The 23,269-nt window shown below is 58.9% G+C and carries 22 protein-coding genes; 8 read left to right on the plus strand and 14 right to left on the minus strand.

The features are described from left to right. Positions 1-5 precede the first annotated feature (5 nt). Genes yidC through rpmH form a run of 4 tightly spaced genes read right to left on the minus strand, consistent with a single transcriptional unit; the run spans position 6 to position 2,478 of the window. Positions 6-1,685, minus strand: a complete 1,680-nt coding sequence (gene yidC, locus KGA88_RS08730) for a membrane protein insertase YidC (protein ID WP_110660406.1) — start codon at positions 1,683-1,685, stop codon at positions 6-8. Between the two features lie 2 nt (positions 1,686-1,687). Continuing rightward, positions 1,688-1,933 (minus strand): membrane protein insertion efficiency factor YidD, encoded by a 246-nt coding sequence (yidD, locus tag KGA88_RS08735; RefSeq protein ID WP_010207715.1) that lies wholly within the window; start codon positions 1,931-1,933, stop codon positions 1,688-1,690. After that, positions 1,926-2,327, minus strand: coding sequence for a ribonuclease P protein component (gene rnpA / locus KGA88_RS08740; protein WP_223590210.1), 402 nt, complete (start codon positions 2,325-2,327; stop codon positions 1,926-1,928). Before rnpA ends, yidD begins: the two co-directional genes overlap by 8 nt. Before the next feature lie 16 nt (positions 2,328-2,343). After that, complete coding sequence (gene rpmH, locus KGA88_RS08745) at positions 2,344-2,478, minus strand: 50S ribosomal protein L34 (RefSeq protein ID WP_003213577.1); 135 nt, start codon at positions 2,476-2,478, stop codon at positions 2,344-2,346. A 566-nt stretch (positions 2,479-3,044) separates the two neighbouring features. Between rpmH and dnaA the strand changes: the two genes are divergently transcribed. From dnaA to gyrB, 4 genes are read left to right on the plus strand one after another with little or no spacing between them, the layout of a single operon-like run. Then, entirely contained in the window at positions 3,045-4,565 is a 1,521-nt protein-coding gene (gene dnaA, locus KGA88_RS08750; RefSeq protein WP_110660407.1) for a chromosomal replication initiator protein DnaA, read from the plus strand. A gap of 39 nt (positions 4,566-4,604) precedes the next feature. Beyond that, positions 4,605-5,708, plus strand: coding sequence for a DNA polymerase III subunit beta (dnaN, locus tag KGA88_RS08755; RefSeq protein ID WP_007969885.1), 1,104 nt, complete (start codon positions 4,605-4,607; stop codon positions 5,706-5,708). A 20-nt stretch (positions 5,709-5,728) separates the two neighbouring features. Next, positions 5,729-6,832 (plus strand): DNA replication/repair protein RecF, encoded by a 1,104-nt coding sequence (recF, locus tag KGA88_RS08760; RefSeq protein ID WP_223590165.1) that lies wholly within the window; start codon positions 5,729-5,731, stop codon positions 6,830-6,832. 5 nt (positions 6,833-6,837) lie between these two features. Further along, positions 6,838-9,255: a DNA topoisomerase (ATP-hydrolyzing) subunit B gene (gene gyrB / locus KGA88_RS08765; RefSeq protein ID WP_095943029.1), complete on the plus strand. Its 2,418-nt coding sequence runs from the start codon at positions 6,838-6,840 to the stop codon at positions 9,253-9,255. A 228-nt stretch (positions 9,256-9,483) separates the two neighbouring features. On the opposite strand, the gene KGA88_RS08770 is transcribed toward gyrB, so the two are convergent. Next, on the minus strand, positions 9,484-10,200 hold the full coding sequence (locus tag KGA88_RS08770) for a response regulator transcription factor (RefSeq protein WP_223590168.1): 717 nt from the start codon (positions 10,198-10,200) through the stop codon (positions 9,484-9,486). A gap of 170 nt (positions 10,201-10,370) precedes the next feature. Here KGA88_RS08770 and KGA88_RS08775 point away from each other — a divergent pair, with 170 nt between their 5' ends. Continuing rightward, positions 10,371-11,906, plus strand: a complete 1,536-nt coding sequence (locus KGA88_RS08775; RefSeq protein ID WP_223590171.1) for a sensor histidine kinase — start codon at positions 10,371-10,373, stop codon at positions 11,904-11,906. Between the two features lie 216 nt (positions 11,907-12,122). Here the strand turns inward: KGA88_RS08775 and KGA88_RS08780 are convergent, their stop codons facing one another. The 4 genes from KGA88_RS08780 to glyQ form a co-directional block, all read right to left on the minus strand. Continuing rightward, positions 12,123-12,902, minus strand: a complete 780-nt coding sequence (locus KGA88_RS08780; protein ID WP_110661928.1) for a lysophospholipid acyltransferase family protein — start codon at positions 12,900-12,902, stop codon at positions 12,123-12,125. An 84-nt stretch (positions 12,903-12,986) separates the two neighbouring features. After that, the gene (gene gmhB, locus KGA88_RS08785) at positions 12,987-13,526 is read right to left on the minus strand and encodes a D-glycero-beta-D-manno-heptose 1,7-bisphosphate 7-phosphatase (protein WP_181432122.1); all 540 of its coding nucleotides are present in this window, start codon (positions 13,524-13,526) and stop codon (positions 12,987-12,989) included. Positions 13,527-13,530: 4 nt separating this feature from the next. Next, positions 13,531-15,585 carry a glycine--tRNA ligase subunit beta gene (gene glyS / locus KGA88_RS08790; RefSeq protein ID WP_110661926.1) on the minus strand — a complete coding sequence of 685 codons (2,055 nt, stop codon included), beginning with the start codon at positions 15,583-15,585 and terminating at the stop codon, positions 13,531-13,533. After that, the gene (glyQ, locus tag KGA88_RS08795; protein ID WP_003187265.1) at positions 15,582-16,535 is read right to left on the minus strand and encodes a glycine--tRNA ligase subunit alpha; all 954 of its coding nucleotides are present in this window, start codon (positions 16,533-16,535) and stop codon (positions 15,582-15,584) included. The genes glyS and glyQ overlap by 4 nt, the downstream gene beginning before the upstream one ends. Positions 16,536-16,616: 81 nt before the next feature. On the opposite strand from glyQ, the gene KGA88_RS08800 reads away from it, so the two are divergent. From KGA88_RS08800 to KGA88_RS08810, 3 genes are all read left to right on the plus strand, one after another. Further along, positions 16,617-17,174, plus strand: a complete 558-nt coding sequence (locus KGA88_RS08800) for a DNA-3-methyladenine glycosylase I (RefSeq protein WP_103396110.1) — start codon at positions 16,617-16,619, stop codon at positions 17,172-17,174. Positions 17,175-17,214: 40 nt separating this feature from the next. After that, complete coding sequence (locus tag KGA88_RS08805) at positions 17,215-18,102, plus strand: lysophospholipid acyltransferase (protein WP_110661925.1); 888 nt, start codon at positions 17,215-17,217, stop codon at positions 18,100-18,102. 161 nt (positions 18,103-18,263) lie between these two features. Next, positions 18,264-18,503 (plus strand): PilZ domain-containing protein, encoded by a 240-nt coding sequence (locus tag KGA88_RS08810; protein WP_223590173.1) that lies wholly within the window; start codon positions 18,264-18,266, stop codon positions 18,501-18,503. Here the strand turns inward: KGA88_RS08810 and KGA88_RS08815 are convergent, their stop codons facing one another. The 5 genes from KGA88_RS08815 to def form a co-directional block, all read right to left on the minus strand. After that, the gene (locus KGA88_RS08815) at positions 18,504-18,818 is read right to left on the minus strand and encodes a tetratricopeptide repeat protein (protein ID WP_103396113.1); all 315 of its coding nucleotides are present in this window, start codon (positions 18,816-18,818) and stop codon (positions 18,504-18,506) included. Between the two features lie 166 nt (positions 18,819-18,984). After that, the gene (trkA, locus tag KGA88_RS08820; RefSeq protein ID WP_008045725.1) at positions 18,985-20,361 is read right to left on the minus strand and encodes a Trk system potassium transporter TrkA; all 1,377 of its coding nucleotides are present in this window, start codon (positions 20,359-20,361) and stop codon (positions 18,985-18,987) included. 22 nt (positions 20,362-20,383) lie between these two features. Next, a complete protein-coding gene (gene rsmB / locus KGA88_RS08825) occupies positions 20,384-21,694 on the minus strand; it encodes a 16S rRNA (cytosine(967)-C(5))-methyltransferase RsmB (RefSeq protein ID WP_110660643.1) in 1,311 nt (436 codons plus the stop codon). After that, entirely contained in the window at positions 21,691-22,650 is a 960-nt protein-coding gene (gene fmt, locus KGA88_RS08830; protein ID WP_223590175.1) for a methionyl-tRNA formyltransferase, read from the minus strand. Before fmt ends, rsmB begins: the two co-directional genes overlap by 4 nt. 57 nt (positions 22,651-22,707) lie before the next feature. Beyond that, the gene (gene def / locus KGA88_RS08835) at positions 22,708-23,214 is read right to left on the minus strand and encodes a peptide deformylase (RefSeq protein WP_110660645.1); all 507 of its coding nucleotides are present in this window, start codon (positions 23,212-23,214) and stop codon (positions 22,708-22,710) included. Positions 23,215-23,269 lie beyond the last annotated feature (55 nt).

Genomic DNA, 23,269 nt, shown 5'->3' on the forward strand with positions numbered 1-23,269 from the left:
GTAAATCAGGCAGCTGCTTTGGTAGCCGCTTCGATCTTACGAGTGATGTACCACTGTTGGGCGATCGACAGGCAGTTGTTCACTACCCAGTACAGCACCAGACCAGCCGGGAACCACAGGAAGAAGAAAGTGAAGATGATTGGCATCAGCTTCATCACCTTGGCCTGCATCGGATCCGGAGGAGTCGGGTTCAGCTGCTGCTGGATGAACATGGTGGCACCCATGATGATCGGCAGAATGAAGAACGGATCCTTGATCGACAGGTCGGTAATCCACAGCATGAACGGAGCCTGGCGCATCTCGACGCTTTCCAGCAGAACCCAGTACAGCGAGAGGAAAACCGGCATCTGCACGAGGATTGGCAAGCAACCACCCAGCGGATTGATCTTCTCTTTCTTGTACAGCTCCATCATGGCTTGCGACATTTTCTGCCGGTCATCGCCATGTTGCTCTTTCAGCGCAGCCAGTTTTGGTGCCACTGCACGCATGCGCGCCATGGATTTGTAGCTGGCAGCCGACAGCGGGAAGAAGATCCCTTTGATCAGCATGGTCAGGAAGATGATCGACCAGCCCCAGTTACCCACAATGGCGTGGATGTGTTGCAGCAACCAGAAGATCGGTTGGGCGATGAACCACAGAATGCCGTAGTCGACCGTCAGTTCCAGACCTGGGGACAACTCTTTCAGCACGGCCTGGCTTTTCGGACCGGCGTACAGGACAGCGCTGGTCTCGGCCTTGGCACCCGGGGCAACACTCATCGATGGGCCGGTGTAGCCGATGATGTAGTTGCCTTTGCTGTCTTTACGGGTCTGGACGACGTTGTTTTCGCCCTTCGGTGCAACCCACGCCGTTACGAAGTAGTGCTGCAACCAGGCAACCCAACCGCCAGTAACGGTTTCTTTCAGCGCGGCCTTGTCCATGTCCTTCATGGACACTTTCTTGTACGGCTCCGAACTTGTCCACAGGGCAGCGCCCAGGTAAGTAGCGGTGCCGGTAGCCGTGGTCGACGAAGGATCGGCGCTGGCGTCACGTTTCAACTGGGCGAACATCGCACCAGTCCAGGGCTCGGCGCTCTGGTTGTCGATCAAGTAGGAAACGGTTACGTCATACAGGCCGCGTTTCAGGGTGAAACGCTTGATGTAGTTGACGCCGTCCTTGCTGAACTTCAGGTCAACGACCAATTGGTCCTGACCGTCAGCCAGTTGATAAACCTTCTTCTCCGAGGAATAAACCGGACGACCGGCCGGGCTTGCGTCCGGACCGTTGGTGCCGATCAGACCGCTTTGCGCCAGATAAGTACGTTCGCCGCCGTTATCAAACAGCTGGAACGGAATTTCCGGGTGATCCTGACGACGCGGATACAACGGCAGGGTCAGCTGGGCAACATCGCCACCTTGTGGGTCGATAGCCAGGTCCAGTACATCCGTTTTGATCTGGATGAGGTCCTTGCTCACAGCCACCGGCGTTTCGGCAGGCGCGCTGGTGTCGCTTGCAGCACGTGGAATGTCGTCACTGGCGGAAGCGTTGGAGCCAGATGCCGTATCCGGCAGGCCCGATGCAGTCGTATTGGTGGCAACATTCTGAGTCGGCAGGGCAGCCTGGCCATAGTCCTGGTTCCATTTAAGAACCATAACGTAGGACACGATTGCCAGGGCGACGATCAGGATCGTGCGTTTGATATCCATGATTACTCGGCCATCGAAGAAGAACGGGAGGTAGGGATAGGTGGAACCGGGTCATAACCACCGGGATTCCACGGATGACAGCGACCTAAACGACGAAAGGTCAGCCAGCCACCGCGAAGAAGGCCATGATTTTCGATGGCTTCTAACGCGTAGCAGGAACAACTGGGGTAGAAACGACAGTGACTGGCCATCAGGGGACTAATGGCATAGCGATAAAACTGGATCGGAACGAGTGCCAGTTTACGCATCTGGACTGTCTACCCCTACAGTTTCGGTATTGACTGCTGGTACCGGCGAACTGCGAGCCAGGCGTTTCCAGAGTTTGCCGAAATGCTGAATCAATTCGGGGTTTTCTACGTCGCCCAAACCTTTGCGCGCGACGATAACAATGTCCCATCCGACCAGAGAATCCTGGTTCAGGCGAAACGACTCGCGCATCAGACGTTTGAGGCGATTGCGCTCGACGGAGAGCTTTACGCTCTTTTTCCCGATAACCAACCCGAGACGGGGGTGATCAAGATCGTTGTTGCGCGCAAGGAGCAGGAGATTTTTCCCCGGAACCTTGCCGGTAGGGGAGTCAAAGACTGCCTTGAAATGCCGGGGAGTAAGCAGACGCTTTTCCCGACTGAAGTCCTGACTCACCTCCAGTGCCGGCTTATCAAACTGCCAGACGCGCACGACCTTTGGCGCGACGACGCGACAGAACGGCACGACCGTTCTTGGTAGCCATGCGAGCACGGAAACCGTGGGTACGAGCGCGTTTGATAGTGCTTGGTTGGAAAGTACGTTTCATTGTCGTGTTACCTGGTTCGTCCACAACGGGCCGGAATGGCCCCCGTTTTAAGAGACCGGGGATTCTAGAGAAAGCAAGCCTTCAGGTCAATTTCCAACCAGCGTTTCCTTATAAATAGATCTCCAGAGGTTTTGCGCTGATCGAACCGCCGGTAAATATAAAAATAAGAAAGGAAAGTATTTAAAGCTTTTCTGTAAAGCTTATAAAAGCTAGGCTCGCCTCCATCTGTGGATAAGTTGATTCAGCCCTTGTTTTACCTGATGTACAGAGAATGACAACTACAGTGGAAAACCGTGTTCAGCCTGTGCTGCACTGTCGGATAACCTGTGTGTGGAATGCCGCTTTATCCACAGGCCGGTTATCCACCGAGTTTCGCCCCCACTTGTGCAATGACCTTAACCCCGGTTATCCACAGAGCTTATGCACAGACCACTGGTCGTCTTTTTTGCGTATAAAACGATGATTCTTCTTGGTCGATGAACCACCTTCGTGTGGATAAGTCGGCGTCTGGTCGCTACAATGGCCGCTTGTTTTTGCCTCACCGGCTTTCAACTTAGGGGATATCCGTGTCAGTGGAACTTTGGCAGCAGTGCGTGGAGCTTCTGCGCGATGAGCTGCCTGCCCAACAATTCAACACTTGGATCCGTCCACTACAGGTCGAAGCCGAAGGCGACGAGTTGCGTGTCTATGCGCCCAATCGTTTTGTTCTGGACTGGGTCAACGAAAAATACCTGGGGCGTGTTCTCGAGTTGCTCGATGAGCACGGCGATGGCATGGCGCCTGCGCTTTCCTTATTAATAGGCAGCAAACGCAGTTCGGCACCGCGTGCCGCGCCCAATGCTCCCCTGGCTGCCGCAGCTTCCCAGGCCCAGGCTGCTCAAGCGCCCGCCAGTCCGCCGCCAGCACCTGCCGCAGCGTCGACCAAGCGCGCCACGCAAAAAGTGGCTGAAGTCACCGAGGAAGAGCCTTCCCGTGACAGTTTCGACCCAATGGCCGGCGCCAGTTCGCAACAGGCCCCGGTGCGCGCCGAGCAACGTACGGTGCAGGTCGAAGGTGCGCTCAAGCACACCAGTTACCTGAACCGCACCTTTACCTTCGAGAACTTCGTTGAGGGTAAATCCAACCAGTTGGCGCGTGCCGCTGCCTGGCAGGTGGCGGACAACCCCAAGCACGGGTACAACCCGCTCTTCCTTTATGGTGGTGTCGGCCTGGGTAAAACCCACTTGATGCACGCTGTGGGTAACCATCTATTAAAGAAGAACCCGAATGCCAAGGTGGTCTACCTGCATTCCGAGCGTTTCGTGGCGGACATGGTCAAGGCCCTGCAACTGAACGCGATCAACGAGTTCAAACGTTTCTACCGTTCGGTCGATGCGTTGCTGATCGATGACATTCAGTTCTTCGCCCGCAAGGAGCGTTCCCAGGAAGAGTTTTTCCACACCTTCAACGCCCTGCTCGAAGGTGGCCAGCAGGTCATTCTCACCAGTGACCGCTACCCGAAAGAAATCGAAGGTCTTGAAGAACGCCTCAAATCCCGCTTTGGCTGGGGCCTGACCGTAGCGGTCGAGCCGCCGGAGCTGGAAACCCGCGTGGCAATCCTGATGAAGAAGGCCGATCAGGCCAAAGTCGAGCTGCCTCACGATGCCGCGTTCTTCATCGCCCAACGCATTCGCTCCAACGTCCGTGAGCTGGAAGGCGCGCTCAAGCGCGTGATCGCCCACTCGCACTTCATGGGCCGCGATATCACCATCGAGCTAATTCGCGAATCCCTTAAGGACTTGTTGGCGTTGCAGGATAAACTGGTCTCTGTGGATAACATTCAGCGCACGGTCGCCGAGTACTACAAGATCAAGATCTCCGACTTGCTGTCCAAGCGTCGTTCTCGCTCGGTCGCACGTCCGCGTCAGGTTGCAATGGCCTTGTCCAAAGAGTTGACTAACCACAGCCTGCCGGAAATCGGCGATGTGTTTGGCGGCCGCGACCATACGACTGTTTTGCACGCCTGCCGCAAGATCAACGAACTTAAGGAATCCGACGCGGACATCCGCGAGGACTACAAGAACCTGCTGCGTACACTGACCACTTGATGAACACCAGCGCAGCTAATTAAGGCAAGGGACTAGACCATGCATTTCACCATTCAACGCGAAGCCCTGTTGAAACCCCTGCAACTGGTCGCAGGCGTCGTCGAACGCCGCCAGACCTTGCCGGTGCTCTCCAACGTGCTGCTGGTTGTCGAAGGCCAGCAATTGTCGCTGACCGGTACCGACCTGGAAGTCGAGTTGGTCGGTCGTGTTCAACTCGAAGAGCCGGCGGATCCGGGTTCCATCACCGTGCCGGCGCGCAAGCTGATGGACATCTGCAAGAGCCTGCCGAACGATGCGCTGATCGATATCAAGGTCGATGAGCAGAAGCTTGTGGTCAAGGCTGGCCGTAGCCGCTTTACCCTGTCGACGCTGCCGGCCAACGACTTCCCTACCGTGGAAGAAGGCCCGGGTTCGCTGACCTGCAGCCTGGAGCAAAGCAAGTTGCGTCGTCTGATCGAACGCACCAGCTTCGCCATGGCCCAGCAGGACGTGCGTTACTACCTCAACGGCATGCTGCTGGAAGTTTCCGCAGGCGTGATCCGCGCCGTGGCCACTGACGGTCACCGTCTGGCCATGTGCTCGATGCAGGCCGATATCGGTCAGCCGGATCGGCATCAGGTCATCGTGCCGCGCAAAGGTATCCTCGAACTGGCACGCCTGCTCACCGAGCCGGACGGCAATGTCAGCATCGTGCTGGGTCAGCACCACATCCGCGCCACCACCGGTGAGTTCACCTTCACCTCGAAGCTGGTTGATGGCAAATTCCCGGACTATGAACGCGTTCTGCCAAAAGGCGGCGACAAACTGGTACTTGGCGATCGCCAGGCCCTGCGCGAAGCGTTCAGCCGTACCGCGATTCTGTCCAACGAGAAGTACCGTGGTATCCGTCTGCAGTTGGCCAGCGGTCAGCTGAAGATCCAGGCGAACAACCCGGAGCAGGAAGAGGCGGAAGAGGAAGTGGGCGTTGAATACAACGGCGGCTCCCTGGAAATCGGCTTCAACGTGAGCTATCTGCTCGACGTACTGGGCGTGATGACCACCGAGCAGGTTCGTCTGATCCTGTCCGACTCCAACAGCAGTGCGCTGGTGCAGGAATCGGATAACGACGACTCGGCCTACGTCGTCATGCCGATGCGTCTGTAATCATGCTCAGCAGAAGCTAGATGTCCTTAAGTCGCGTCTCGGTCACCGCGGTGCGCAATCTGCACCCGGTGACCTTCTCCCCCTCCCCCCGCATCAATATTCTTTACGGCGCCAACGGCAGCGGCAAAACCAGTGTTCTGGAAGCCATCCATCTGCTGGGGCTTGCCCGTTCGTTTCGTAGCACCCGTCTGTTGCCGGTCATTCAATACGAGCAGCTGGCCTGTACGGTATTTGGCCAGGTTGAGCTGGCGGAGGGCGGGCATAGCGCCTTGGGCATTTCACGGGATCGCCAAGGCGAATTTCAGATCCGTATCGATGGGCAGAATGCGCGCAGCGCCGCGCAACTGGCCGAGATCTTGCCGCTGCAACTGATTAACCCCGACAGCTTCCGGCTGCTGGAAGGTGCGCCGAAGATTCGCCGACAGTTTCTCGACTGGGGCGTGTTCCACGTGGAACCGCGCTTCATGTCAACCTGGCAGCGCTTGCAGAAGGCCCTGCGCCAGAGAAACTCTTGGCTGCGGCATGGTACACTTGACGCCGTTTCGCAAGCGGTTTGGGACAGGGAACTGTGCCAGGCCAGCGCCGAAATTGATGAATACCGCCGCGCTTATATCAAAGCCTTGAAACCAGTCTTTGAACAAACCTTGAGCGAACTGGTTGAGCTTGAAGGCTTGACGCTCAGCTATTACCGCGGCTGGGACAAGGACCGTGAACTGAGTGCTGTGCTCGCCGGATCTCTGCAACGAGACCAGCAAATAGGGCATACCCAGGCCGGACCACAACGTGCTGATTTGCGCCTCAGACTGGGCGCACACAATGCCGCGGACATCTTGTCCCGTGGCCAGCAGAAGTTGGTGGTTTGCGCATTACGGATTGCCCAGGGGCACCTGGTCAGCCAGGCTCGGCGCGGTCAGTGTATTTATCTGGTGGATGACTTGCCGTCCGAGCTGGACGAGCACCACCGTCGCGCGCTTTGCCGCTTGTTGGAAGACTTACGCTGCCAGGTATTTATCACCTGTGTAGATCACGAATTATTGAGGGAAGGCTGGCAGACGGAAACGCCAGTCGCTCTGTTCCACGTGGAACAGGGCCGTATCACCCAGACCCACGACCATCGGGAGTGAAGGCATTGAGCGAAGAAAATACGTACGACTCAACGAGCATTAAAGTGCTGAAAGGCCTGGATGCCGTACGCAAACGTCCCGGTATGTACATTGGTGACACCGATGATGGCAGCGGTCTGCACCACATGGTGTTCGAAGTGGTCGATAACTCGATCGACGAAGCTCTCGCCGGCCACTGCGACGACATCAGCATCATCATCCACCCGGATGAGTCCATCACCGTTCGCGACAACGGCCGTGGCATCCCGGTAGACGTGCACAAGGAAGAAGGCGTTTCGGCAGCCGAGGTCATCATGACCGTGCTGCACGCCGGCGGTAAGTTCGACGACAACTCCTACAAAGTATCCGGCGGCCTGCACGGTGTAGGTGTGTCGGTGGTGAACGCCCTGTCCAAAGAGCTTGTTCTAACGGTGCGCCGCAGCGGCAAGATCTGGGAACAGACTTACGTCCACGGTGTTCCGCAAGAGCCGATGAAAATCGTTGGTGAGAGCGAGACAACCGGTACGCAGATTCACTTCAAGCCATCGGCTGAAACCTTCAAGAACATCCACTTCAGCTGGGACATCCTGGCCAAGCGGATTCGTGAACTGTCGTTCCTCAACTCCGGTGTCGGCATCGTCCTCAAGGATGAGCGCAGCGGTAAGGAAGAACTGTTCAAGTACGAAGGCGGCCTGCGTGCGTTCGTTGAATACCTGAACACCAACAAGACTGCGGTCAACCAGGTGTTTCACTTCAACATCCAGCGCGAAGACGGCATCGGCGTGGAAATCGCCCTGCAGTGGAACGACAGCTTCAACGAGAACCTGTTGTGCTTCACCAACAACATTCCACAGCGCGATGGCGGTACTCACCTAGTGGGTTTCCGTTCCGCGCTGACGCGTAACCTGAACACCTACATCGAAGCGGAAGGCCTGGCGAAGAAGCACAAAGTCGCCACCACCGGTGACGATGCCCGCGAAGGCCTGACCGCGATCATTTCGGTGAAAGTGCCGGATCCGAAGTTCAGCTCCCAGACCAAAGACAAGCTGGTGTCTTCCGAAGTGAAGACCGCGGTCGAACAGGAAATGGGCAAGTACTTCTCCGACTTCCTGCTGGAAAACCCGAACGAAGCCAAGCTGGTTGTCGGCAAGATGATCGATGCGGCGCGTGCTCGTGAAGCGGCGCGTAAAGCCCGTGAAATGACCCGTCGTAAAGGCGCGCTGGATATCGCCGGCCTGCCGGGCAAACTGGCTGACTGCCAGGAAAAAGACCCTGCCCTGTCCGAACTGTATCTCGTGGAAGGTGACTCTGCTGGCGGCTCCGCCAAGCAGGGGCGTAACCGTCGGACCCAGGCCATCCTCCCGCTTAAGGGCAAGATCCTGAACGTCGAAAAGGCGCGTTTTGACAAGATGATCTCTTCGCAAGAAGTGGGCACCTTGATCACCGCGCTGGGCTGCGGTATCGGCCGTGACGAGTACAACATCGACAAGTTGCGTTACCACAACATCATCATCATGACCGATGCTGACGTCGACGGTTCGCACATCCGTACCCTGCTGCTGACCTTCTTCTTCCGTCAGTTGCCGGAACTGATCGAGCGCGGCTACATCTACATCGCCCAGCCACCGCTGTACAAGGTCAAGAAAGGCAAGCAAGAGCAATACATCAAAGACGACGACGCCATGGAAGAGTACATGACGCAGTCGGCCCTGGAAGATGCAAGCCTGCACCTGAACGAAGAAGCTCCTGGCATCTCCGGTGAAGCGCTTGAGCGTCTGGTGACTGATTTCCGTCTGGTGATGAAGACCCTCAAGCGTCTGTCGCGCCTGTACCCACAGGAACTGACCGAGCACTTCATCTACCTTCCAGCGGTGAGCATGGAACAACTGTCCGATCACGCAGCAATGCAAGATTGGCTGGCTCAGTACGAAGTTCGCCTGCGCACCGTCGAGAAGTCCGGCCTGGTTTACAAAGCCAGCCTGCGTGAAGACCGTGAACGTAACGTCTGGCTGCCAGAGGTCGAACTGATCTCCCACGGCCTGTCGAACTACGTCACCTTCAATCGCGACTTCTTCGGTAGCAATGATTACAAGACTGTCGTTTCGCTAGGCGCTCAACTGAGCACACTGCTCGACGACGGCGCGTACATCCAGCGTGGCGAGCGCAAGAAGCCAGTGACCGAGTTCAAGGAAGCCCTTGAATGGCTGATGGCGGAAAGCACCAAGCGTCACACCATCCAGCGATACAAAGGTCTGGGCGAAATGAACCCGGATCAGCTGTGGGAAACCACCATGGACCCAAGTCAGCGCCGGATGCTCAAAGTGACCATCGAAGACGCCATTGGCGCGGACCAGATCTTCAACACCCTGATGGGTGATGCGGTCGAACCTCGTCGTGACTTCATCGAGAGCAACGCCCTGGCGGTGTCCAACCTGGACTTCTGATCCAGGTCGGTGCCACGAAAAGGCCAATGCATTTGCATTGGCCTTTTTTTTGGTCAGTTCATTTTCAGCCTGGGCAGCGTCCTTGTAGGAGCCGGCTTGCTGGCGATGATCGTTAGCGATAACGCGTGTTAATTGGGTAAACAGGGCGTACTTGGGTCCATCGCCGGCAAGCCGGCTCCTACAGGTTTTGCGGCATCTGTGTTTCCAGGGATTGTCAGGGCCAGCGTTTCACTCGCTCGCCGACGCCACACTCTCCAACCGGTACCCATACCCATAAATCGTCAGCAACTGCCAACCGCGATCCGCGGTCAGGCCGAGCTTGTTGCGCAGGCGATAGATGTGGGTGTCCAGCGGCCGTGACGACGACATTTCTTCATGTGGCCAGAATCGTTCGTACAGGTATTCCCGCGACAGCGGTCGGCCGAGGTTGCTGAACAGGCAATGCGCCAGGCGGTATTCGCGTTCGGTCATGACGATTGGTTTGCCGTCGCGAGTGACGGTCAGTTCGGCGTCGTCGAAAACCAGGTCATTGAAGCTCAACACTTCAGCAGCCAGGCGCTGCTGGCCATGGCGGCGCAGGACTGCGCCAACACGGGCCTTCAGTTCATTAGGGCGGAATGGTTTGCTGACGTAGTCATCGGCGCCTGCATTCAGGGCCTGAACGATATCGCTTTCGCCGTCGCGGCTGGTGAGCATGATCGCCGCTGGAGGAGCGTCCATGTGTTCGCGAGTCCATTGCAGCAATAACAATCCCGTGAGGTCGGGCAGTTGCCAGTCGAGGATCAGCAGGTCAAAGGTTTCCCGGCGCAGCTGGCGCAACAGGTCTTCGCCCCGTTCGAAGCTGTGCAGCGACCATGGCTGCTCTCCGGCTTCGGCCATCTGTTGCAGGGTTTGTTCGACCCGGCGCAGTTCGGCGGGCTCATCGTCCAGAATCGCAACACGCATACACGGTGATTCCTTGTCGCTTGGGCAGCTCTTTATCGACGATAGCGGCTCAATCGATACAGTGAAAGCAAGTGGCCCGCCGTTGGTCGCAGCGTCCGCTATGATTCTTTGGGTCGATGCCTCAGACGTAGGAACCATGAAACCATTCCCCCCGCCCTGCCCTGCTGGCCATGTTTGACCAACGCCGCCGTGAAAGCCGAGAACCCAGCCAGGTACAGCGATTGTTTCGGCAATTGGTGCGCGAGTGGTTGTGGATAAGTCTTGTGCTGCTGCCGCTGACGACGTTGCTGTCCTATCGCGCGCAAATCAACCTGGGCGATGTTTCCCCAGGCTTGAGCGCATTGCTTTCCCTTGGTCTGGTGACATGTGTGCTCGGGCTGTTGCTGTGGCGCCCGCGACTGGCGCTGTGGCTGACGCTCACGGGAATGGCGTGTGCGTTGCTGACCAGTGCCGGCCTTGCAGAGTTCAAGCGCTGGTGGTGGTCACCGACACCTGCGGTGTTGGGGATGCTGTTTGGTTATCTGATCTGGAACTGGCGGCGCCTGAGTGTGGTGCTGACCTATTTCGGTTGGGAGTTGGCGCGGCTGGACAGCGAGCCGAAAGTGTTTCCGGAGCGCCGCCGTGCCCGGTATCCCGGTGGCGACCGTTTGCAGAAACAGATCATCGCGCTGGAACAAGCCATGAGCCTGACCCGCGATACCCATCGATTCATCGCCGACGGCCTGGAATACTTGCCGGTGGCCACGTTGATCAGCGATCCACAGGGGCAGATTCTGCTTGGCAACCGCAAGGCCCGTGACCTGTTTGGCGGGGATCTGGTTGGTGATGATGTACTCAAGCGACTTGAACAGCTCGGTTATCCAGATATGAGCCGTGGGGCGGGCTCGTCTTTATCGTCCCTTCCCCTGCTGGAGTTTCGCGATCTCAAGGAGCGCAGTCTGCGTCTGGAGCGTGCCGAGCTGTTACCGGTAGACGGCGAGATTCCGGTTGGCTGGCTATGGAACCTGACTGATTTGAGTGTCGAGCGCGATGCGGAGGAGCAGCGCGCGGTCCTGTTGCGGTTCCTGTCTCACGACCTGCGGGCGCCTCACTCGGCCATTCTCGCCTTGCTCGACGTCCATCGTCATCAAGTGGGCGGTGATTCGCCGCTCTTTGATCAAATCGAGCTACAGGTACGCCGGGCCCTGGAACTGACTGACGGTTTCGTTCAATTGGCGAGAGCCGAGTCCGAGGCTTATCAGTTTCAACCGAGCCTGTTTGCGATGCTGGTGCTGGATGTGTTCGATCAAGCGCTGCCCATCGCGCAGTTGAAACAGATCGAACTGGTTCATCAGGTGGAAGAGGAGGCACAGGAAAGCCTGGTTTTGGCGGATCAGGCGCTGCTGACTCGGGCGTTGTTCAATCTGCTGGAAAATGCCATCAAGTACAGTGTTTCAGGTACTCGCATCCGTTTGCGCGTCAGCCAACGCGACGGCTGGCTGACCTGTGAGCTCATCGATCAGGGCAAAGGCATCGCCGCTGAGGAGTTACCTGAATTGTTCAGCCAGTACCGGCGCTTTTCTTCTGCCCAGGGTATCGATGGCGTGGGGTTGGGATTGTCGATGGTCAAAGCCGTTGTGGATCGGCACGGTGGGCGAATCGAGTGTCAGAGCGAGGTGGGTCGGGGCACGACATTCAAGCTGCAATTCCCGCTGTTTACTGAATGAAAGCGCACGTTCGGGTCGCGCTGTCATATCGACAATCGGCGGATTGCTCCGGACATAAAAAAACCGGCTATATCAGCCGGTTTTTTTACGTCCTAAAAAAACTTATGCACGTTTTTATGATTTTTATCATTCAAAGAAATATGTAAAAGAATCATAAAGTTACGTGTAAAAAACGACGGTTTTCGATGAAACGGTACACAGGTTATCCACAGAATCTCAGACAGTCACCTGATCGTTTGAAACCGGTGCTTGCGGAGCTGGTGGCAGCGAGCCCATTTCCCGTTGCATCTGCTCGTTCCACGCCTGGACCCGGTCGTTCAATTCAGCAATGGCTCGCGGTCCGGTGCCTGCGGCATACATCGGCTCGCCAATGATCACGGTAATGACGCCCTGCTTCTTCGCCCAACCGGTTTTCGGCCAGAACTTGCCGGCGTTGTGCGCAATCGGCAGCACCGGCAATTCGGCGTTGACCGCCAATGCACTGCCACCGCGGGAGAACTTGCCGACGGTGCCGAAAGGAACACGCGTGCCTTCAGGGAAGATCAGCACCCAGACATTGTCCTTGAGCAGTTCATCGCCCTTCTTCGCCACATGCTTGAGTGCGGCTTTCGGGTTGTCGCGATCGATGGCGATCGGTCGCAGCATGGCCATGGCCCAACCGAAGAACGGCACATAGAGCAGTTCACGTTTGAGCACCTGGCTCAGCGGTGAGAAGTAAGCAGAGAGAAAGAATGTCTCCCACGTACTCTGGTGGTTCGACTGAATGACGCAAGGCCGTTCAGGCACGTTCTCGGCACCCTTCACTTCGTAGCGGATACCCAGAAACACTTTGCTCAGCCACAAGGCACAGCGACACCAGTAGACGTTGATGAAGCGATAACGTGCCTTGAAGGGCAGGAACGGCGCGATAAAAAAACTCAGGCTGCACCACAGCAAGGAGCTGGTGCCCAGCAGCAGGTAAAAGAGGAAGGTTCTGATCGCCTGCAATATCGACATGGTGACGTTTACCGTTGCGGGAATTGCCCGCCTTATATAAAGCGCACTCCCGATCAATCCTTGGTCAGGAACAATCGAAGCACTTTAATTGTGGATAAGTTCTGCGGCAATCGCCGCCAAATCGTCGAAAATCAATGTGCCTGCCGGAAGGGTCTTGCCCAAAGTCTTTTCGCCTTTCCCGGTCTTTACCAAAACTGGCTGTGAATCGACGGCTTTGGCGGCTTCCAGGTCACCAAGGCTGTCGCCGACGAACCAGAGATTGGTCAGCGACACGTTGTAATGAGCGGCGATGGTTTTCAACATACCGGGTTTCGGCTTGCGACAATCGCAGCCTTCGTCCGGCCCGTGGGGGCAGTAGACGATCAGCCCGACCTCACCGCCCTGCTCCGCCACCAGCGCGCGCAAGCGCTCGTGCATGGCATCCAGAGTGGCGAGGTCGTAATAGCCGCGAGCGATGCCCGACTGGTTGGTAGCGACCGCTACCGTCCAGCCGGCCTTGCTCAACTGCGCGATGGCTTCGATCGATCCAGGGAGCGGAATCCACTCCTCCACCGACTTGATGTAAGCGTCGGAGTCGTAATTGATCACCCCGTCCCGATCGAGAATCAGCAGTTTCAACAGCAGTCCCTCAACCCAGCAGCGAAATGTCGGCGACGCCGAGGAACAACCCACGCAGGCGCGCCAGCAACGCATAACGGTTGGCGCGGACTTTTGCGTCCTCCGCGTTGACCATCACGGCTTCGAAGAACGCATCCACCGGCTCGCGCAGTGCAGCCAGGCGTGCCAGGGATTCGCTGTACTGACGCGCGGCGGCCATTGGCTGTACAGCCTGGTCAGCCTGCTGGATCGCCGAGTACAGGGAGAACTCGTTGGCATTGTCGAAGTACTTGGCTTCCACGACGGTAGGCACCGAGCCTTCGACCTTGCTCAGCAGGTTCGACACGCGCTTGTTCACCGCGGCCAGGGCAGCGGCTTCCGGCAATTTGCGGAAGGCCTCTACCGCTTGCACGCGCTGGTCGAAGTCCAGGGCTGAGCCTGGCTTCAGGGCACGTACCGACAGGTAGGTGGCGACGTCGACACCTTCGTCTTCGTAACGGGCACGCAGACGGTCGAAGATGAACTCCAGCACCGAGTCATTGAGGCCGGCAGCCTTGACCTTGGTACCGAACGCATCCACGGCGAAAGCCACGGCGTCGGTCAGGTCCAGATCCAGTTTTTTCTCGATCAGGATGCGCAACACGCCCAGTGCCGCACGGCGCAGGGCATACGGGTCCTTGCTGCCGGTCGGCAGCATGCCGATACCGAAAATGCCGACCAGAGTGTCGAGCTTGTCGGCGATGGCCACGGCCGCACCGGTCAGGGTGGACGGCAGTTCAGCGCCAGCACCGCGCGGCATGTACTGCTCGTTCAGGGCCAGGGCGACATCTTCCGGCTCGCCGTCGTTGAGGGCGTAGTAGTAACCGGCGACGCCTTGCATCTCCGGGAACTCACCGACCATCTCGGTCGACAGGTCGCACTTGGACAGCAGGCCAGCGCGGGCTGCCCACGCAGCGTTGCCGCCGATGCGCTGGGCGATGAACGCGGCCAGCTTGGATACGCGCTCGGCCTTGTCGTAGACGCTGCCGAGTTTTTCCTGGAACACCACGTTCTGCAGGCGCAGGTTGAAGTCCTCGAGTTTCTGCTTCTTGTCTTGCTTGAAGAAGAACTCGGCGTCGGTCAGGCGTGGGCGAACCACTTTCTCGTTACCGGCGATGATCTGCTGCGGGTCTTTGCTTTCGATGTTGGCCACGGTAATGAAACGTGGCAGCAACTTGCCGTCGGCATCCAGCAGGCAGAAGTACTTCTGGTTGTCCTGCATGGTGGTGATCAGGGCTTCTTGCGGCACGTCGAGGAAGCGTTCCTCGAACGAGCACACCAGCGGCACTGGCCATTCGACCAGTGCGGTCACTTCGTCGAGCAGGGCTGGCGGTACGATTGCCGTGCCTTCCTGACGGGTAGCCAGTTCTTCGGTGCGCTTGCTGATGATCTCGCGACGCTCGTTGGCATCGGCCAGCACGTAGGCGGCACGCAGGTCGGCCAGGTAGCTGGACGGCGAACCGATGCGCACGTTTTCCGGGTGATGGAAGCGATGGCCACGGGAGTCACGGCCAGCCTTCTGCGCGAGGATGGTGCAGTCGATGACTTGGTCACCGAGCAGCATCACCAGCCATTGGGTCGGACGCACGAACTCTTCCTTGCGTGCACCCCAACGCATGCGTTTCGGGATCGGCAGGTCGTTCAGCGAATCTTCGACGATGGTCGGCAGCAGGCTCGCGGTCGGCTTGCCGGCGATGCTCTGGCTGTAGCGCAGTTTCGGGCCGCTCTGATCGATTTCGCTCAGCTCGACGCCGCACTTCTTGGCAAACCCCAGGGCTGCCTGAGTCGGGTTGCCTTCGGCATCGAACGCGGCCTGACGTGGCGGGCCATCGAGGTTGATGCTGCGGTCCGGCTGCTGGGTGGCCAGTGCGGTGATCAGCACGGCCAGGCGGCGCGGGGCGGCATAAACGGTTTTGGTTTCGTAGTTCAGGCCGGCAGCTTGCAGACCCTTATCGATACCGGCGAGGAACGCCTCGGCCAGGGTGTTCAGGGCTTTGGGTGGCAGTTCTTCAGTGCCCAGTTCAACCAGAAAATCCAGAGCACTCATTGTGCAGCCTCCAGCTTGGCCAGTACTTCATCACGCAGATCCGGGGTCGCCATCGGGAAGCCCAGCTTGGCGCGAGCCAGCAGGTAGGCTTGCGCAACGGAACGCGCCAGGGTGCGTACACGCAGGATGTATTGCTGACGCGCGGTCACGGAAATCGCCCGGCGCGCATCCAGCAGGTTGAAGGTATGGGAAGCCTTCAACACCATTTCGTAGCTCGGCAACGGCAGCGGCTGGTCGAGCTCGATCAGGCGCTTGGCTTCGCTTTCGTAGAAATCGAACAGTTCGAACAACTTGTCGACGTTGGCGTGTTCGAAGTTGTAGGTCGATTGCTCCACTTCGTTCTGGTGGAACACGTCGCCGTAGGTCACTTTGCCGAACGGACCGTCAGCCCAGACCAGGTCGTAGACCGAGTCCACGCCCTGCAGGTACATGGCCAGACGCTCGAGACCGTAGGTGATCTCGCCGGTCACCGGGTAGCACTCGATGCCGCCCGCTTGCTGGAAGTAGGTGAACTGGGTCACTTCCATGCCGTTGAGCCAGACTTCCCAGCCCAGACCCCAGGCGCCGAGGGTCGGCGATTCCCAGTTGTCTTCGACGAAGCGGATGTCGTGGACCAGCGGGTCCAGGCCGACATGCTTGAGGGAGCCCAGGTACAGTTCCTGGAAGTTGTCCGGGTTCGGCTTCAGGACCACCTGGAACTGGTAGTAGTGCTGCAGGCGGTTCGGGTTTTCGCCGTAGCGGCCGTCAGTCGGACGACGGCTTGGCTGCACGTAGGCGGCGTTCCAGGTTTCCGGGCCGATGGCGCGCAGGAATGTTGCAGTGTGGAAAGTGCCGGCGCCTACTTCCATATCGTAGGGCTGAAGTACCACACAACCTTGCTCGGCCCAGTATTGCTGGAGGGCGAGGATCAAGTCTTGGAAGGTACGCACGGCTGGCGTAGGCTGGCTCACGAAATTCACCTGTTTCTTGGGCTGCGATTTAAAGAGCGGGAGTATACCCGATTCATGGCTGCGCACGCCCCCTGGAGCCTTATGCCACGCTGCTTTTGGTGTTCCGAAGATCCGCTATACATGGCTTATCACGATCAGGAGTGGGGCACGCCGCTACGCGATGCGCAGGGATTGTTCGAGTTGCTTTTGCTCGAAGGGTTCCAGGCCGGGCTTTCCTGGATCACCGTGCTGCGCAAACGCGAGCATTATCGTCAGGTGATGTTTGGTTTTGATGTCCAGCGCGTGGCGCAGATGAGCGATGCCGAAATCGACGAGTTGATGCTCGATCCCGGGATCATCCGCAACCGCCTCAAGCTCAACGCGGCCCGGCGCAATGCCCAGGCCTGGCTGGCGCTGGAGGACCCGGTGGCGTTTCTCTGGTCGTTCATCGGTGGCAAGCCTGTGATCAATCATTTCAAGGATCGCAGCGAAGTGCCGGCCGTCACGCCGATTGCCGTCGAGATGAGCAAAGGCCTGAAAAAAGCCGGTTTCACCTTCGTCGGGCCAACCATTTGCTACGCGCTGATGCAGGCCTCGGGCATGGTCATGGATCACACCCGCGATTGCGACCGCTACGCGCAGTTGGCGAACGGCGGTTAGAATAGCCGCCTCGCGCACAGCACAAGATCAGGAGTGACCTGTGGATAAGTTGAAAGGCGCCTTGCTGGTAGGCGCTCTGCGGCTGTTTGCCCTGCTTCCGTGGCGGGCCGTGCAAGCCGTGGGCTCGGCGATTGGCTGGGTCATGTGGAAAACCCCGAATCGTTCCCGTGACGTGGTACGGATCAACCTGTCCAAGTGCTTTCCGGACATGGATCCCGCCGAGCGTGAACGCCTGGTGGGCCAAAGCCTGAAGGACATCGGCAAGTCCTTGACCGAAAGCGCCTGCGCCTGGATCTGGCCGGCACAGCGCTCCATCGACCTGGTGCGCGAGGTCGAAGGCCTCGACGTGTTGAAGGACGCCCTCGCCTCCGGCAAAGGTGTGGTCGGCATCACCAGTCACCTGGGCAACTGGGAAGTGCTCAACCACTTCTATTGCAGTCAGTGCAAACCGATTATTTTCTATCGTCCGCCAAAGTTGAAGGCCGTGGATGAATTGCTGCAAAAGCAGCGGGTGCAGTTGGGTAACAAGGTCGCCGCCTCCACCAAGGAAGGCATCCTCAGTGTCATCAAGGAAGTGCGCAAAGGTGGTGCAGTGGGCATCCCCGCTGACCCGGAACCGTCCGAATCCGCCGGGATCTTCGTGCCGTTCTTCGCCACCCAGGCACTGACCAGCAAGTTCGTGCCGAACATGCTCGCCGGCGGCAAAGCGGTTGGCGTGTTCCTGCATGCCCTGCGCCTGCCGGACGGTTCGGGCTACAAAGTGATCCTCGAAGCCGCGCCCGAGGCCATGTACAGCACCGATACGGCGGAGTCCTGTGCGGCCATGAGCAAAGTGGTCGAGCGTTATGTCGGGGCCTACCCAAGCCAGTACATGTGGAGCATGAAGCGCTTCAAGAAGCGTCCACCGGGTGAAGAGCGCTGGTACTGACTTACTTGGCACACTCTGTGGATAACCTGTAGGAGCGAGCTTGCTCGCGATGGACGTTAACGATGACGTGGGCTGCCAGGTTGAACGCGGCGCCCTTGCATTCATCGCGAGCAAGCTCGCTCCTACACGTATCCACAGCCGTTCATTCAAGGGCGCAGAAGATGTCCGAACACCGCAAATCATTTCGCATCAAGATCAGTCACGAAAGCATCGGCGATTGCCTGGGCCAGACCCGCAACCTGTCGACCACCGGTGTCTTCGTCAAGCATCCGCAACTGTCGGCGCTGCCCCGGGGCGCGGTGGTCTACGGCCAGGTGCAAGACTTACCCACAGGCGCGCCGCGGGTGCGTATGGAAGTGGTGCTGGTGGATGCCGAGGGCATCGGTTTGCGTTATCTCTGATCAGTGCGCCTGACGCTCGAGTTTCTTCAGGAACACGGTCATTTCCTTCTCTGCCTGCTTGTCGCCATGGCCGCGAGCGGCTTCCAGGCCTTGTTCCCAGGCCTGCCGCGCGGCTGCAAAGTCCGCCAGCGCCAGATGGGCCTTGCCCAGTAGTTTCCACGCCGCCGAATATTTCGGATCGAATTCGACGCAGCGCTGGAAGTGCTCCGCTGCCTTGGCGTTCTCCCCCAGATCCAGATAACCCTTGCCCAGGCCGAAGCGCAGCAAGGAGTTATCCACACCCTTGGCGAGCATTTTTTCCAGGGATTCGATCATGGGTGGTTCCTTTTCTTTGGGGCGTCAGGTGTTGATTTCATGTAGGAGCGAGCTTGCTCGCGATGAACCTGAGAGCGACACGGGGTGTCTGGTTTCCAGCATTATCGTTGACGACCATCGCGAGCAGAGTTCGCTCCTACAAAGGCAGGCCCACACAAAATCAGGATCAGAAGAAGCTCAACCCCACATGGAACAACTTCTCCACATCGCGAATGTGTTTTTTATCCACAAGGAACAGAATCACATGGTCGCCCGCTTCGATCACGGTGTCATCGTGGGCGATGATCACTTCTTCGTCGCGGATAATCGCACCGATGGTGGTGCCCGGCGGCAGGCCGATGTTTTCGATGGCCTTGCCGATCACCTTGCTCGATTTCGCATCGCCATGGGCAATCGCCTCGATGGCTTCTGCCGCACCCCGGCGCAGTGAGTGCACGCTGACGATGTCACCCCGGCGCACGTGGGCCAGCAAGGTGCCGATGGTCGCCAGTTGCGGGCTGATGGCGATGTCGATGTCGCCACCCTGGATCAGGTCGACATAGGCCGGGTTGTTGATGATGGTCATCACTTTCTTTGCACCCAGGCGCTTGGCCAGCAGCGACGACATGATGTTGGCTTCGTCGTCGTTGGTCAGGGCCAGGAAAAGGTCGGCATCGGCGATGTTCTCTTCCATCAGCAGGTCGCGGTCCGAAGCACTGCCCTGCAACACCACCGTGCTGTCCAGTGTGTCGGAGAGATGACGACAGCGTGCCGGGTTCATCTCGATGATTTTCACCTGATAACGGCTTTCGATGGCCTCGGCCAGACGCTCGCCGATCTGTCCGCCGCCGGCGATGACAATGCGTTTATAGGTTTCGTCGAGACGGCGCATTTCGCTCATCACCGCGCGAATGTTCGCTTTGGCGGCGATGAAAAACACCTCGTCGTCGGCCTCGATCACCGTATCGCCCTGGGGCAGGATCGGCCGGTCACGACGGAAAATTGCTGCAACGCGGGTTTCCACGTTCGGCATGTGTTCACGCAACTGCCGCAGTTGCTGGCCTACCAGCGGTCCGCCGTAATAAGCCCGCACTGCCACCAGTTGCGCCTTGCCTTCGGCAAAGTCGATCACCTGCAAGGCGCCCGGATGCTGGATCAGGCGCTTGATGTAGTTGGTGACCACCTGTTCGGGGCTGATCAGCACGTCCACCGGAATCGCTTCGTTCTGGAACAACTGCTCTTCGCGGGTCAGGTACGCCGCTTCGCGCACCCGGGCGATCTTGGTCGGCGTGTGGAACAGCGTGTGGGCGACCTGGCAGGCGACCATGTTGGTTTCATCGCTGTTGGTCACCGCGACCAGCATATCGGCGTCATCGGCCCCGGCCTGGCGCAGTACGGTCGGGAACGAACCACGACCCTGCACCGTGCGGATGTCCAGGCGGTCACCAAGGTCGCGCAGGCGTTCGCCATCGGTGTCGACCACGGTGATGTCGTTGGCTTCGCTGGCCAGGTGTTCCGCCAGCGAACCACCGACCTGCCCTGCTCCGAGGATGATGATTTTCATCCAGTCACTCCATTGAATCCGTTTAACCGCGAGCGGCGGCGATCTTGATCAGCTTGGCGTAGTAGAACCCGTCGTGGCCACCTTCCTGGGCCAGCAACTGGCGACCATGGGGCTGCTTGATGCCGGCCGCCGTGGCGAGGTCCAGTTCACGGGCACCCGGCGTGCGGGCAAGGAAGGCTGCGATGACTTCGGTGTTCTCGGTCGGCAGCGTGGAACAGGTGGCGTACAGCAGAATGCCGCCCACCTCCAACGTGGTCCACATGGCATCGAGCAGTTCGCCTTGCAACAGCGCGAGCGCGGCGATGTCGTCGGGCTGGCGAGTCAGCTTGATGTCCGGATGACGACGGATCACACCGGTGGCCGAACATGGTGCGTCCAGCAGGATGCGCTGGAACGGCTTGCCGTCCCACCATACCTGGGTGTCGCGGCCGTCGGCGGCGATCAGTTCGGCGCTGAGTTTCAGGCGTTCGAGATTTTCCCGCACCCGCACCAGGCGCTTGGCTTCCAGGTCCACCGCTACTACGCCGGCCAGTTTCGGCTCGGCTTCGAGAATATGGCAGGTCTTGCCACCCGGTGCGCAGCAGGCGTCCAGCACCCGTTGGCCCGGCGCGAGATCCAGCAGATCGGCGGCCAGTTGCGCGGCTTCGTCCTGCACGCTGATCCAGCCTTCGGCGAAACCCGGCAGGCTGCGCACATCGGTGGCCGCTTCGAGCACGATGCCGTCGCGGCTGTAGACACACGCTGTGGCGGCAATGCCGGCATCAGTCAGCAAACCGAGGTAGGCATCGCGGGTGTGATGGCGACGGTTGACCCGCAAGATCATCGGCGGATGCGCGTTGTTGGCGGCGCAGATGGCTTCCCATTGCTCTGGCCAGAACGCCTTCAGGGATTTCTGCAGCCAGCGTGGGTGAGCGGTGCGCACCACTGGATCGCGCTCCAGCTCGGCGAAAATCGTTTCGCTTTCGCGCTGAGCATTACGCAGCACAGCGTTGAGCAACGCCTTGGCCCAGGGCTTTTTCAGCTTGTCGGCGCAACCGACGGTTTCACCGATGGCGGCATGGGCCGGGACGCGGGTGTAGAGCAGTTGATAGAGACCGACCAGCAGCAGCGCCTCGACATCGGCATCGGCAGCCTTGAACGGTTTCTGCAGCAGCTTGGCCGCCAGTGCCGACAGGCGTGGTTGCCAGCGTGCGGTGCCGAACGCCAGGTCTTGGGTGAAGCCGCGATCACGGTCCTCAACCTTGTCCAGTTGCGTTGGCAGCGAACTGTTGAGCGAGGCTTTGCCGCTCAGGACAGCGGCGAGTGCCTTGGCGGCGGCCAGACGCGGATTCATTGAGCGTCCGCCACTTGACCGAGGACAGTGCCGGTGGCGAATTTCTCACGGCGGCTGTTGAACAGATCGCTGAAGTTCAGCGCCTTGCCGCCGGGCAATTGCAGACGGGTCAGGCACAAGGCCTGTTCGCCGCAGGCGACGATCAGTCCGTCCTTGCTGGCGCCGAGGATTTCCCCCGGAGCGCCTTTGCCTTCGACAAGTTGCGCGGCCAGCACTTTCAGGGCTTCGCCGTTCAAGGTGCTGTGGGTGATCGGCCACGGGTTGAAGGCACGGACCAGACGCTCCAGCTCAACCGCCGGGCGGTTCCAGTCGATGCGTGCTTCATCCTTGTTCAGTTTGTGCGCGTAGGTGGCCAGGCTGTTGTCCTGCACTTCGCCTTCCAGGGTGCCGGCAGCGAGGCCGACAATCGCCTGGACCACGGCCGGCGGGCCCATTTCGGCCAGTCGATCGTGCAGGCTGCCGCCGGTGTCAGCGGCGCTGATCGGCGTGGTGACTTTCAGCAGCATCGGCCCGGTATCGAGGCCGGCTTCCATGCGCATCACGGTCACGCCACTTTCGGCGTCCCCCGCTTCCACGGCGCGTTGGATCGGCGCCGCACCACGCCAGCGCGGCAGCAGCGAGGCGTGGCTGTTGATGCAACCCAGGCGCGGAATATCCAGCACCACTTGCGGCAGGATCAGGCCGTAGGCGACCACCACCATCAAGTCCGGTTTCAGTGCAGCCAGTTCAGCTTGCGCGTCTTCGTTGCGCAAGGTGGGCGGCTGCAACACCGGGATGTTGTTCTCCAGAGCAAGCTGCTTGACCGGGCTCGGCATCAGTTTTTGCCCGCGACCGGCCGGACGATCCGGTTGGGTGTAGACCGCGACGATCTCGTAAGGGCTGCTCAGCAGGGCCTTGAGGTGTTCGGCGGCGAATTCCGGGGTGCCGGCAAAGACAATGCGCAGTGGCTCAGTCATGGGTGACGTCTCTTGAAAAGAAAAAGGCTTGCCGCAGCAAGCCTTTGAAGATGGGCATCAGGCGTTCTGGCGATGAAGCTTTTCCAGTTTCTTCTTGATGCGGTCGCGTTTGAGCGTGGACAGGTAATCGACGAACAATTTGCCGTTGAGGTGGTCGCATTCGTGCTGGATGCACACCGCGAGCAAATCGTCGGCGATCAGTTCGTATGGCTGGCCGTCGCGGTCCAGCGCCTTGACCTTGACCCGTTGCGGGCGATCGACGTTTTCGTAGAAGCCCGGCACCGACAGGCAGCCTTCCTGATACTGGCCCATGTCGTCGGTCAGCGGTTCGAGCTCGGGGTTGATGAACACGCGAGGCTCAGTGCGGTCTTCGGAGAGGTCCATCACGACGATACGTTTGTGCACGTTGACCTGGGTCGCGGCGAGGCCGATGCCAGGCGCTTCATACATTGTTTCAAACATGTCGTCGACCAACTGACGCACTTCGTCGTCCACTACGGCCACTGGCTTGGCGATAGTGCGCAGACGCGGATCAGGGAATTCGAGGATGTTTAAAATGGCCATAAGCTTGATTAGTGCACGTGTGAAGTAAGGTCGGGTCGATGGCCTGGCGGGTCCG

It is taken from the genome of Pseudomonas sp. A-R-19, assembly GCF_019956575.1.
In the GTDB taxonomy this organism is placed as follows: Bacteria; Pseudomonadota; Gammaproteobacteria; order Pseudomonadales; family Pseudomonadaceae; genus Aquipseudomonas.